At 42.7% G+C, this 13,988-nt stretch carries 8 protein-coding genes; 1 reads left to right on the forward strand and 7 read right to left on the reverse strand.

Annotated features, from left to right (window positions below):
* Nucleotides 1-241: 241 nt before the first annotated feature.
* Complete coding sequence (locus B7700_RS07950) at nucleotides 242-4,138, forward strand: pullulanase (RefSeq protein ID WP_084888232.1); 3,897 nt, start codon at nucleotides 242-244, stop codon at nucleotides 4,136-4,138.
* A 99-nt stretch (nucleotides 4,139-4,237) separates the two neighbouring features.
* Here the strand turns inward: B7700_RS07950 and B7700_RS07955 are convergent, their stop codons facing one another.
* The 7 genes from B7700_RS07955 to B7700_RS07990 form a co-directional block, all read right to left on the reverse strand.
* A complete protein-coding gene (locus B7700_RS07955) occupies nucleotides 4,238-5,287 on the reverse strand; it encodes an LLM class flavin-dependent oxidoreductase (RefSeq protein ID WP_084888233.1) in 1,050 nt (349 codons plus the stop codon).
* A gap of 221 nt (nucleotides 5,288-5,508) precedes the next feature.
* The gene (gene glmS / locus B7700_RS07965; protein ID WP_084888234.1) at nucleotides 5,509-7,317 is read right to left on the reverse strand and encodes a glutamine--fructose-6-phosphate transaminase (isomerizing); all 1,809 of its coding nucleotides are present in this window, start codon (nucleotides 7,315-7,317) and stop codon (nucleotides 5,509-5,511) included.
* Nucleotides 7,318-7,508: 191 nt separating this feature from the next.
* Nucleotides 7,509-8,888, reverse strand: coding sequence for a 6-phospho-beta-glucosidase (gene bglA / locus B7700_RS07970; RefSeq protein ID WP_084888235.1), 1,380 nt, complete (start codon nucleotides 8,886-8,888; stop codon nucleotides 7,509-7,511).
* 98 nt (nucleotides 8,889-8,986) lie between these two features.
* Nucleotides 8,987-10,840 (reverse strand): proline--tRNA ligase, encoded by a 1,854-nt coding sequence (locus B7700_RS07975; RefSeq protein ID WP_084888236.1) that lies wholly within the window; start codon nucleotides 10,838-10,840, stop codon nucleotides 8,987-8,989.
* 12 nt (nucleotides 10,841-10,852) lie between these two features.
* Nucleotides 10,853-12,112, reverse strand: coding sequence for an RIP metalloprotease RseP (gene rseP / locus B7700_RS07980; protein WP_084888237.1), 1,260 nt, complete (start codon nucleotides 12,110-12,112; stop codon nucleotides 10,853-10,855).
* A 21-nt stretch (nucleotides 12,113-12,133) separates the two neighbouring features.
* A complete protein-coding gene (locus tag B7700_RS07985) occupies nucleotides 12,134-12,937 on the reverse strand; it encodes a phosphatidate cytidylyltransferase (protein ID WP_049487419.1) in 804 nt (267 codons plus the stop codon).
* Between the two features lie 8 nt (nucleotides 12,938-12,945).
* Nucleotides 12,946-13,704, reverse strand: coding sequence for an isoprenyl transferase (locus tag B7700_RS07990; RefSeq protein WP_050206017.1), 759 nt, complete (start codon nucleotides 13,702-13,704; stop codon nucleotides 12,946-12,948).
* Nucleotides 13,705-13,988: the final 284 nt, after the last annotated feature.

Raw genomic sequence — 13,988 nt, forward strand, 5'->3', positions numbered from 1 at the left:
TGTCTGGACAATATTTCAGACAAAACCTACGACAAATGATTACTCATATTATACCCTATTTAGCTAGATTTTTCAAGGGGATTGACGAATTTTTGACAAAATCTTTTCCTATAAAAAAGATTGGCTGAATCGTAACAAAATTTGTTGCGATTTTTCTTTTAGTTTAATTTTAGGAAAACGCTTGCATATTGTTTTACTACGTGCTATACTGATAAAGAAATTCATTTATAGGAGATTGATTATGAAAAGAACACCATCTCACACTGAGAAAAAAATGGTTTACAGCATCCGTTCTCTCAAGAATGGAACTGGTTCTGTCCTTATTGGAGCAAGCCTTGTTCTGCTTGCCATGGCTACACCAACTATCTCAGCCAACGAAAATACTACAAGCAATAAGGGAACTGATAATGAAGCTACTACTGCCCTTGCACAACCTCTTACTGATACAGCAGTTAACTCTGGTAAGAAGGAAAGTGATATTTCTTCGCCTGAAAATGCAAACGCTTCCCTAGGAAAAACAGAAGAAAAACCTGCAACAGAGGCAACCACTGCTGCTGCAACCCCAGCCGATTCAGCACCACAAACCGGACAAGATCGTTCAAGTGAACCAACTACTTCTACGAGTCCAGTAACGACTGAAACTAAGGCAGAAGAGCCAATCGAAGACAACCACTTCCGTATCCATGTAAAGAAACTCCCTGAAGAAAACAAGGATTCTCAAGGTCTTTGGACTTGGGATGATGTTGAAAAGCCGTCTGAAAACTGGCCCAATGGAGCCTTGTCCTTTAAGGATGCCAAAAAAGATGACTATGGCTACTACCTAGATGTCAAATTAAAGGGAGAACAAGCCAAGAAAATTAGCTTCCTCATCAATAATACAGCTGGAAAAAATCTAACCGGCGATAAATCGGTAGAAAAACTGGCACCAAAGATGAATGAGGCTTGGTTGGACCAAGATCACAAGGTTTTCTCTTACGAGCCACAACCTGCAGGAACTATTCGCGTCAACTACTACCGCACCGACGGCAACTATGACAAGAAATCTCTTTGGTACTGGGGAGATGTGAAAGAGCCAAGTAGTGGTGAATGGCCTAACGGAACAGACTTTACGGATACAGGCAAATATGGTCGCTATATCGATATTCCACTCAAAGATGCAGCTAAAGACCTTGGATTTTTATTACTAGACAGAAACAAACAAGGAGACGATGTGAAAATCCGTAAAGAAGATTATAAGTTCACAGATTTGAAAAATCATAGCCAAATTTTCCTAAAAGACGATGACGAATCGATTTACACAAATCCATACTATGTCCATGATATCCGCATGACAGGGGCTCAACACGTAGGAACTTCTAGCATTGAAAGTAGTTTTTCAACACTAGTCGGTGCTAAAAAAGAAGATATCCTCAAGCACTCCAACATCACTAATCACCTAGGAAACAAAGTAGCTATCACCGATGTCGCAATTGATGAAGCTGGTAAAAAAGTGACCTATAGCGGAGATTTCTCTGACACAAAACATCCATATACTGTTAGCTACAATTCCGACCAATTTACTACCAAAACAAGCTGGCGCCTCAAAGATGAGACTTACAGCTATGATGGCAAACTTGGAGCCGACCTCAAAGAAGAAGGAAAACAGGTTGATTTGACCCTTTGGTCACCAAGTGCTGATAAGGTTTCTGTTGTTGTCTACGACAAGAATAACCCTGAAAAAGTGGTTGGAACTGTCGCTCTTGAAAAAGGGGAAAGAGGAACTTGGAAACAAACTCTAGATAGCACAAACAAACTCGGAATCACAGATTTCACTGGATACTATTATCAATACCAAATCGAACGTCAAGGTAAAACTGTTCTTGCACTCGATCCTTACGCTAAGTCCCTCGCTGCTTGGAATAGTGACGATGCTAAGATTGACGATGCCCATAAAGTGGCTAAAGCCGCCTTTGTAGATCCAGCCAAACTCGGACCTCAAGACTTGACTTATGGTAAGATTCACAATTTCAAGACTCGTGAAGATGCCGTTATCTACGAAGCTCATGTGCGTGACTTTACTTCAGATCCTGCCATTGCAAAAGACTTAACCAAACCATTTGGTACCTTTGAAGCATTTATTGAAAAACTAGACTATCTCAAAGACTTGGGTGTAACCCACATCCAGCTCCTTCCAGTCTTGTCTTACTACTTTGTCAATGAATTGAAAAACCATGAACGCTTGTCTGACTATGCTTCAAGCAACAGCAACTATAACTGGGGATATGATCCTCAAAACTACTTCTCCTTGACTGGTATGTATTCAAGCGATCCTAAAAATCCAGAAAAACGAATCGCAGAATTTAAAAACCTCATCAACGAAATCCACAAACGTGGCATGGGAGCTATCCTAGATGTCGTTTATAACCATACAGCCAAGGTCGATATCTTTGAAAATTTAGAGCCAAACTACTACCACTTTATGGATGCTGATGGGACACCTCGCACTAGCTTTGGTGGTGGACGCTTGGGGACAACCCACCATATGACCAAACGACTCCTAGTTGACTCTATCAAATATCTAGTTGATACCTACAAAGTGGATGGATTCCGCTTCGATATGATGGGAGACCATGATGCAGCTTCTATTGAAGAAGCGTACAAGGCCGCACGCGCCCTCAATCCACACTTAATCATGCTTGGTGAAGGTTGGAGAACCTATGCAGGTGATGAGAACATGCCTACTAAAGCTGCTGACCAAGATTGGATGAAACATACCGATACAGTCGCTGTCTTTTCAGATGACATTCGTAACAACCTCAAGTCTGGTTATCCAAACGAAGGTCAACCTGCCTTTATCACAGGTGGCAAGCGTGATATCAACACCATCTTCAAAAATATCATTGCTCAACCAACCAACTTTGAAGCTGACAGCCCTGGAGATGTCATCCAATACATCGCAGCCCATGATAACTTGACCCTCTTTGACATCATCGCCCAGTCTATCAAAAAAGACCCAAGCAAGGCTGAGAACTATGCTGAAATCCACCGTCGTTTGCGACTTGGAAACCTCATGGTCTTGACAGCTCAAGGAACTCCGTTTATCCACTCTGGTCAGGAATACGGACGTACTAAACAATTCCGTGACCCAGCCTACAAGACTCCAGTATCGGAGGATAAGGTTCCAAACAAATCTCACTTGTTGCGTGATAAGGACGGCAATCCATTTGACTATCCTTACTTCATCCATGACTCTTATGATTCGAGTGATGCTATTAACAAGTTTGACTGGACTAAGGCTACAGATGGAAAAGCATATCCTGAAAATGTCAAGAGCCGTGACTATATGAAAGGGTTGATTGCTCTTCGTCAATCTACAGATGCCTTCCGACTTAAGAGTCTCCAAGATATCAAAGACCGTGTCCACCTCATCACTGTCCCAGGCCAAAATGGTGTGGCAAAAGAGGACGTAGTAATTGGCTACCAAATCACTGCTCCAAATGGAGACATCTACGCAGTCTTTGTCAATGCGGACGAAAAAGCTCGCGAATTTAATTTGGGAACTGCCTTTGCCCACCTCAGAAATGCTGAAGTTTTAGCAGATGAAAACCAAGCAGGGCCAGTAGGAATTGCCAACCCGAAAGGACTCGAATGGACTGAAAAAGGCTTGAAATTAAATGCCCTTACAGCTACTGTTCTTAGAATCTCTCAAGGCGGTGCCATCGTTGCCCCAGCTGTGGAAGAAAAACCAGAATTTGACCTTTCTAGCTTAAAACAAGAACAAGGTCACAATAATGGTCAAGACAATATTTCAAACCGAGTAATCAAATCGGAACAGCAAACTCCAGCTCCACAAGCTAGACCTGATTCTACTAAACCAGATGCAAAAGTAGCTGATGCGGAAAATAAACCTAGCCAAGCTACAACTGATTCACAAGCTCAACAACCAACACAAGAAGCACAAGCATCATCTGTAAGTGAAGCTGTTCAAAACGAATCAGTAGAAAACCCTAGCAAGGAAAATATACCTGCGCCTCTAGCTAAACAAGCTGAACTTCCAAATACAGGAACCAAAAACGATCACAAACTCCTGTTTGCAGGAATTAGTCTCCTTGCCCTTCTAGGTCTCGGGTTCTTACTAAAAAACAAAAAAGAGAACTAAACTAGCCCTCCTATAGAACAATCCCCCAAGCCTTAACACTCGGGGGATTGATTTTTGCACAATATTTGCCGTCATAATAAACTCGATTAGGATTTTTTATTAAGCCTCTTTCATGGCAAAATAAGCCCGTACTTTGGGTACAACTTGTGTGCCGAAGAGTTCAATAGCTTTTAGAACTTGGTCATGGGGCATGGAACCAAGCGGTAGATGGAGCATGAAGCGGTCCAAACCTAAGTCTTCAATCATGCGAATCAATTTTTCGGACACCTGATCTGGATTGCCCACAAACATAGCACCATTTGGCCCAACTTGCTCCAAATATTGCTCATAGGTCAACTCCTGCCAGTGCGGACGGTCTTTGGAAATAGTATCCACCACTTGCTTGGCCGGATGGAAATAATCTTTCACCGCCTGCTCGCCATCTTCAGCAACCCAACCCCAAGAATGGGCCCCAACCTTTAGTTCATGACTGGCATGGCCCGCTTCGCTCCCAATCTCACGATAAGCCTGAATCAACTTTTTAAAATAACGCGGATTGCCACCAATAATAGCATAAACAATCGGTAGACCAGCCTGAGCAATCTTCACTGTTGATTCGACATGACCACCTGTCGCTATCCACAAGGGCAATTTGTCCTGAACTGGACGAGGATAAACTTCTTTGCCAGAGATTGTTTGAGTTAATCGCCCTTGCCAGTCTAACTTGGTCTTTTCATTGACTAACTGGAGCAAGTCTAATTTCTCATCAAAAAGGACTTCGTAGTCTTTCAAATCATATCCAAACAAGGGAAAAGATTCCGTGAAAGAACCCCTTCCGGCCATAATCTCCGCACGTCCATTTGACAAAGCATCGATAGTGGCATACTGTTGGAACAAACGAATCGGATCCATGCTCGAGAGAATGCTGACTGCACTGGTCAAACGGATTTTCTTGGTATTGACTGCCCCAGCTGCCAGGACAATCTCTGGCGCAGATATCGCAAAATCCGCTCGATGGTGCTCACCAATCCCATATACATCCAAACCAACCTTGTCAGCCAGTTCAATCTCTGCCACCAACTGGCGAATGCGTTCAGCATGACTGTAAGTCTGCCCAGTCCCTTCAAGCACTGTTGTTTCCCAAAATGTCGAAATTCCCAATTCTACCATTGTGATTCTCCCTGTCTATTTCGGTCCTTCAATTCGAAAAATTATTCTAATACTCAATGAAAATCAAAGAGCAAACTAGGAAGCTAGCCGCAGGCTGCTCAAAACACTGTTTTGAGGTTGCAGATGGAAGCTGACGTGATTTGAAGAGTATAACACGAATCATGAGTACAAGCAACCAATCTGCTCACAAGAAAAAGCCTAGATAACTAGACTTTTTTAGCTTATTCTACAGTTACTGACTTAGCAAGGTTACGTGGTTTGTCGACATCAAGGCCACGGTGCAGAGTTGCAAAGTAAGCGACCAATTGCGTTGGCACAACCATTGAAATTGGTGAGAGGTAAGGGTGGACGGTCGTAAGGACGATATCGTCTGTCTCTTTAGCAACATTTTCTTCTGCGATAGTGAGGACTTTGGCACCACGGGCTGCCACCTCTTGGATATTTCCACGAGTGTGGTTGGCAAGGACTGGATCTGACAAGAGGGCCAAGACTGGCGTTCCTTCTTCAATCAAGGCAATGGTTCCATGCTTGAGTTCTCCTGCTGCAAAACCTTCACACTGGATGTAAGAAATCTCTTTGAGTTTAAGGCTTGCTTCCATAGCCACGTAGTAATCTTGACCACGCCCAATATAAAAGGCATTGCGAGTTGTTTCAAGAAGCTCACGAACCTTGGCTTCAATGGTTTCTTTCTCTGAAAGAGTTGATTCGATAGACTGAGCTACGATTGACAACTCATGAACCAGGTCAAAGGCTTGCGCTTTAGCATTGCCATTTGCTTCTCCGACTGCTTTTGCAAGGAAGGCAAGGGCTGCAATTTGTGCTGTATAAGCCTTTGTTGATGCTACGGCAATTTCAGGACCTGCATGAAGGAGCATGGTATGGTTGGCTTCACGTGAAAGAGTTGAACCTGGTACGTTTGTCACTGTCAAGCTTGGGATTCCCATTTCATTAGCCTTGACCAAAACCTGACGGCTATCCGCTGTTTCACCAGACTGACTGATAAAGATGAAGAGTGGTTTCTTGCTGAGAAGTGGCATACCGTAACCCCACTCAGATGAAATTCCAAGTTCAACTGGTGTATCTGTCAATTCTTCCAGCATTTTCTTAGAAGCAAATCCTGCGTGGTAAGATGTTCCAGCTGCAAGGATGTAGATACGGTCTGCGTCTTGAACAGCCTTGATGATAGCTGGGTCTACGACAACTTGACCAGCCTCATCTGTGTAGGCTTGGATGAGTTTACGCATAACCGTTGGTTGCTCATCGATTTCCTTGAGCATGTAGTAAGGATAAGTTCCCTTACCGATATCTGACAAGTCAAGTTCAGCAGTGTAACTAGCACGCTCACGACTGTTGCCATCGTAGTCTTGAACTTCCACACTATCAGCCTTAACAATTACCAATTCTTGGTCATGGATTTCCATGTATTGGTTGGTTTCACGAATCATAGCCATGGCGTCTGAACAAACCATATTGTAGCCTTCCCCAAGACCAATCAAAAGTGGTGATTTATTTTTAGCCACGTAGATGACTTCAGGATCTTGTGAGTCAACCAAGGCAAAGGCATAAGAACCACGGATGATGTGAAGAGCTTTTTTGAAGGCTTCAAGAACTGACAAGCCATCTTCTTCCGCAAATTTTCCAATCAAGTGAACAGCGATTTCAGTATCTGTTTGCCCCTTAAAGTGGTGACCTGCAAGGTATTCTTCCTTGATTTCAAGGTAGTTCTCAATCACCCCATTGTGCACCAAAACAAAACGTTCAGTCTCAGAGCGATGTGGGTGAGCATTGTCTTCAGTTGGTTTTCCATGAGTCGCCCAACGAGTATGTCCGATACCAGTTGTTCCCTCAACACCAGCCGTCTTGGCAGACAATTCTGCAATACGACCAACAGCCTTGACTAGATGGTTTTCAGCACCACCTAGGACAAAAATCCCCGCAGAATCATAACCACGGTATTCGAGCTTTTCAAGCCCTTGAATCAAAATATCAGTTGCATTTGTGTTTCCAACAACACCAACAATTCCACACATAGTATATACGACACAGACCAGCTGTGCTTTCTCCTTAAAATTGGTATAGTCTGATTTCTCTTTTATAGAATCAGCAAAAACAGTATATACTTGTTTCTTTCACTTGTCAAGAGTAAAAATTGGTATAGTTCAAATTAAGCTCCTGTAAGCAAAAAACTCTGACCAATTAGGATAATCAGTCAGAGTCTTTTTTAAAATCCATTATTATCACTTAATTCCTTGAACCAGTGCCCTGATTTCTTCAGACGACGTTCTTGCGTTTCCAAGTCTAATTCGACCAAGCCATAGCGATTTTTATAGCTATTGAGCCATGACCAGCAATCGATAAAGGTCCAAATCAAGTAGCCCTTACAATTGGCTCCGTCTTCAATGGCACGGTGAAGTTCGCGAAGATGACCTTTTACAAAGTCAATACGGTAATCATCTTGAATCATTCCATTCTCACGGAATTTTTCTTCCCCTTCAACACCCATACCATTCTCTGTCAACATCCACTCGATATTGCCATAATTTTCCTTGATATTTTGGGCGATGTCATAAATCCCTTGCTCATAAATCTCCCAGCCACGATGAGGATTGATTTTACGTCCAGGCATCACATAAGGCTCGTAAAAATGTTCTGGTAAGAGTGGACTCTCTGGATGCTTAGCAAATCGAGGCGCCATAACACGCAAAGGTTGATAGTAGTTGACACCAAGGAAGTCCACTGTATTGTCACGAATGAGATCCAACTCCTCCTCTGTAGCATCAGGCAAGAGACCGTGTTCATGCAAGATTTCTACTAACTCCTGTGGATAAGTCCCCAAAACAGATGGGTCTAAGAAAGATTGGGCCTGAAAGAGGTCCGCAATGCGAGCGGCCTTGACATCAGCAGGATGCTGACTACGTGGATAAGCCGGTGTCAAGTTTAAGACAATCCCAATCTTGGAATCTGGCAAAAGTTCATGACAAGCCTTAACCGCCCGACTGCTAGCCAATTGTGTATGATAAGCTACTTTAACGGCTGCCTCTGCATCCACCTTATGTGGATAATGGGCATCGTAAAAATAGCCAAATTCTACTGGAACGATGGGCTCGTTAAAGGTAATCCATTGGTCTACCAAATCTCCATAAGTCTCAAAACAAAAACGAGCATAGTCTTCATAGGCTGAGACAGTCGCCTTATTTTCCCAACCATCACCATCTTCTTGAAGGGCAAAAGGCAAATCAAAATGATAAAGATTGACTAAAAGACGAATCCCTTTGGCCTTAATAGCCTCAAAAACCTTACGGTAAAAGTCTACACCTTGAGGATTGACTTCCCCACGCCCTTGTGGAAAAATCCGTGACCACTGAATAGAAGTCCGAAAGGCTGTGTGACCAGTTTCTAACAGTAGCTCAATATCCTTTTCCCAGTTTTCATAAAAGGTTGATGTTTTATCTGGACCAATTCCATTATAATAGCGATTTGGCTCCACTTGGTACCAATAATCCCAGAGATTATCTCCCTTACCGTCACCAGCTACACGTCCTTCTGTTTGTGGTCCAGAAGTAGAGGATCCCCAGACAAAATCCTTTGGAAATCTTAGCATACATTTACCTCTTTATCTACTCATTTTTCCCATTATACAGAAAAAACAAGGTAAAAACTAGTTACATTTTTTCCTTGTTTTTCTTCTGATTATAGTTTTTATTTCTTGCTGAGAATTTCAAGCGTTTCAAGCAAGTTATCTGCATGAACTTCGATGGTGTCACCAGTCGCTTTAATCTTAACTTCTACGATGCCATCGGCTGCTTTTTTACCAACAGTGATACGGATTGGCAATCCAATCAAGTCACTATCGCTGAATTTGACTCCGACACGTTCATTACGGTCGTCTGTCAAGACTTCGTAACCAGCTCCCATCAAGCTTGCTTCAAGCTTTTCTGTCAAAGCTTGCGCTTCTTCATCCTTGACATTGACAGTAATCAAGTGCACATCGAATGGGGCCAATTCTTTAGGGAAATTGATTCCCCAAGCATAACGGTATTCACCTTTTGGCGTTTTATTAACAAAGAGGCGAGCGTGTTGCTCCATAACTGCTGAGAGGAGACGGCTCACACCAATACCGTAACATCCCATGATAATTGGCACAGCACGGCCATTTTCATCCAAAACATCTGCTCCCATGCTTGCTGAATAGCGAGTGCCGAGTTTAAAGATGTGACCAATTTCGATACCACGCGCAAAGTTAAGGACTCCTTGCCCGTCTGGGGAAATTTCACCTTCACGAACTTCACGGATATCCACATATTCTGCAGCAAAATCACGGCCTGGGTTCACACCAGTCAAGTGGTAACCATCTTCGTTAGCACCGACAACTGCATTGCGAACATCTTGCACCTTACGATCTGCAATAATTTTAATATTCTCTGGCAAACCAACTGGTCCAAGTGAACCAAATCCTGCTTGAACAACATTTGCCACTTCTTCTTCGCTAGCAACGTCAAAGAAATCTGCTCCCAAGTAGTTTTTCAATTTAACTTCGTTGAGTTGGTCATTTCCAACTAGAAGGGCTGCAACAAGTTCACCATCTGCCATGTAGAAGAGGGTTTTAATTGTTTGTTCTTCTGGAACGTTGAGGAAGGATGCAACTTCATCGATTGATTTAACATCTGGCGTTGCAACACGAGTCACTTCTTCTTCAGCGACGACACGGTTGCTTGGTTTGTACTCGTTTGTTGCCATTTCCAAGTTAGCCGCATAGCTAGACTCACTTGAGTAAGCAATGGTATCTTCACCAGAAACCATCCATTTAAGCAATTCTGCCTTGATTTCTTCTTGCACTTCTTCAGGAATTTCATCAAATGAGGCAACGGACTTGTCCAAGACAACCCAGCGGTCAAGGTCTGTACGAGCAGGTGTAATGGCCATAAATTCTTGGCTGTCCTTACCACCCATGGCTCCACCGTCACCAATAATAGCCTTGAAGTCTAAGCCACTACGAGTGAAAATACGCTCATAAGCAGCCTTGTACTCATCATAAACACTGTCCAAGCTATCATAGTTAGCGTGGAAACTGTAAGCATCCTTCATGATAAACTCACGTGTACGGAGAAGTCCATTACGTGGGCGTTTTTCATCACGATACTTAGGCTGGATTTGGTAAAGGTTAAGTGGCAATTGCTTGTAAGACTTAACAGAATCACGGACAATAGCTGTAAAGGTTTCTTCGTGAGTTGGACCTAGGATAAAGTCTGATTTTTCACGGTTTTTTAGTTTGTAAAGGTCTTCACCATAAGTTTCGTAACGACCTGATTCGCGCCACAATTCTGCACTGAGAAGGGCAGGAGCCAACATCTCAACGGCACCAATCTTGTCGAATTCTTGGCGCATGATATTTTTAGCTTTTTCAATCACACGATTAGCAAGTGGTAGGTAAGAATAAACACCTGCTGAAACTTGACGAACATAACCAGCTCGCAACATAAGAGCATGGCTAATAACTTGAGCATCGCTTGGCATTTCGCGAAGCGTTGGGATAGGCATTTTACTTTGTTTCATAATATTCCTCGATTATCTAAAAAAGAGTCGCATAATGTCATTCCAGGTCACAGCAATCATCAAGACAACCATGATGGCTACTCCGGCCAAGGTGACATAGGTTTCAATTTCTTGTTTCAATGGTTTGCGGCGGATAGCTTCTAGGATATTGAGCACAATCTTACCACCATCCAAGGCTGGAATCGGAATCAGATTAAAAATCCCAATATTGATAGAAATCATTGCCAAGAAGTACAAGACATTCTCAATTCCATTTTTAGCAGCATCACTACTTGCCTTAAAAATAGCAACAGGTCCACCTAGCTTGTTCAAATCCGGTTGGAAAATCAGATTTTTCAGAGCTGAGAGAATTCGGAGAGCCGAGTCAGCAGCAGTTGTAAAACCACCTACAAACATGGATAGAAAATCTGACTTAATCCCCGGTTGAACACCTAGAAGATATCGGCCTTGATTTTCTTCTGGGGTAACTGTTACTTGTTTGTCACTACCCTTTTCAGAAATAGTCACATCCAAGGTTGGGGCCGTCTTATCTTTGGTTTCTGATTCCACAGCCTGAATCAAACTTTCCCAGTTGCTAATCTCATGTGAGCCAATCTTGGTAATCTGGGCTGTTTCTGGTACTCCCACCTTGGCCAAGGCTCCTTGGGGCATGACATGGAACTGGTTGATATCAACATCTCTGACACCACCCTGCATGAAGATTAAAATCCAGAAAACAACGACACCTAAGATAAAGTTGTTCATAGGGCCTGCAAAATTAGTAATGAGTTTCCCCCAGATAGTCGCATTTTGATATTGAACATCTAAAGGTGCAATCCGAACCTCAGTACCATCTGCTTCCACAACCGTTGCATCGTGATCCACTGCAAATGTTTTTTCTTCTTCCAGAACCAATCCTCTGATAAAGAGCTTGTCTTCAAAATCAAACTGGGTCACCTGCATAGGGAGGGCTGTTTGATCTAATTTTTTACCTGAAAGATTGATGCGTTTAACCTTACCATCATCAGTAAGGGTCAAACTGACAGGAGTTCCTGTCTTGATTTCAGTTGTATCATCACCCCAACCAGCCATACGAACATAGCCACCCAGAGGCAAGATTCGGATGGTATAGGCCGTTCCATCCTTGCCAATATGAGCAAAGATTTTGGGACCCATACCAATGGCAAATTCACGCACTAGAATTCCTGATTTCTTTGCAAAGTAGAAGTGCCCGAACTCGTGCACCACCACAATAATCCCAAAAACCAGAATAAAGGTTAAAATTCCGAGCATAGTATTTCCTCCGTCTTTTGATTAAAAGAGTCCAAACAAGTGCATGATTGGAAATACAAGCAACATGCTATCGAAACGATCCAAAACACCACCATGTCCAGGGATAAATTTCCCAGAATCCTTGACACCAAAGTGACGCTTGATCGAACTTTCTAGTAAATCACCAAATTGTCCAGCAATGCTAAAGAAAATAGCAAAGACTGACATCTTGTAAATTCCATACGGAAGAGCAACTGTTCTGTCAAACATCATAAAGATGATAGTTACTAAAATAGCACCTAAAATACCACCCAAGGCACCCTCAAAGGTTTTATTTGGAGAAACTGTCGGAGCTAATTTTCGTTTCCCAAAGTTCATCCCAGCAAGATAGGCACCACTGTCGGTAGCCCAGACAATACACAAGGCCAATAGAGCCTTATCTAAACCTGCAACGCGAGCATCTAGTAAAGCATTAAATCCAAAGCCTACATAGAAACTCATAGCAAGAGGAAAAACAGCGTCCTCAATCGTATAAGACTTGCTAAAAACAGTCGTTCCTAACATGATTGAAATCAAAACACTATAGGCAACCACATTCCCATCAACTGGTAAAAAAGTCAGATAATTCTCCAAGGGAATGGTCAAGGCAAAGGTTGCAAAGAGAGTCAAGAGGCCCTCCATAGTCATGGTCTCTAGACCTCTCATCTTCAAAAGTTCATGCATGGCTAGCATGGCTATGATTCCAATTGCTATCTGAAGCAAGAGGCCCCCAATCATCAAAATCGGTAGGAAAATAGCCAGGGCAATCCCTGCAAATAAGGTTCTTTTCTGTAAATCCTGTGTCATATTTCCTCCTAAACTCCTCCAAATCGGCGATGACGACGATTGTAGGCAAGAATGGCTTCCTGCAAGGCCGCCTCGTCAAAATCAGGCCACAAGGTGTCCGTAAAATAGAGCTCACTATAGGCTCCCTGCCATGGAAGGAAATTGCTCAAACGCAATTCTCCACTAGTACGGATAATCAAGTCTGGATTTCGTAAGTCCTTAGGCAAATGCTGGGTGAAGAGATAGTTGCCAATCAATTCCTCTGTGATGTCACCTGGGTTGATTTTGGCATCTAAAACATCCTGAGAAATCAACTTAAGAGCCTGTGTAATCTCAGCACGTCCACCATAGTTGAGGGCAAAATTAAGAATCAAACCTGTGTTGTTCTTAGTCAATTCCTCAGCTTTGGTCAGAGCTTCAAAGGTTTGCTTAGGCAGGCGGTCCGTTTCCCCAATCATTTGAATCTTAACATTATTCGCATGCAATTCCGGGACATAATTATCATAAAACTCTACTGGCAAGTTCATGATAAACTTGACTTCCTGATCTGGACGGGTCCAGTTTTCTGTAGAAAAAGCATAAACCGTAATAACCTTAACGCCTAGTTTGTTGGCTGCCTTGGTCACAGTTTGCAACGCTTCCATGCCCGCCTTATGTCCGAAGACTCGCGGTTGCATACGTTTTTTAGCCCAACGGCCATTGCCATCCATGATGATGCCGATATGAGCAGGAACCTGTGTCGGAACCTCTACTTCCACAGCCTTATCTTTCTTAAAAAATCCAAACATGATCTTATTCCTATTCAAAAATCTATCGTTTCATTATACCATATTTCCCTATTTTCTTCTATCACTAAGCTATTTATACTCTTCGAAAATCAAATTCAAACAACGTCAGCTCTATCTGCAACCTCAAAACAGTGTTTTGAGCAACCTGCGGTTATCTTCCTAGTTTGCTCTTTGATTTTCATTGAGTATTATTCTCAGGCGCAAAGCCCATTTTTCAAAAAAATAAGTCGCCTGATTGGGCGACTCTATTTTATAGGGAGATTATTATGAAAAAGTTTTAGGAG

Origin of the sequence: Streptococcus mitis (assembly GCF_002096755.1) — a bacterium.
In the GTDB taxonomy this organism is placed as follows: domain Bacteria; phylum Bacillota; class Bacilli; order Lactobacillales; family Streptococcaceae; genus Streptococcus; species Streptococcus mitis_AC.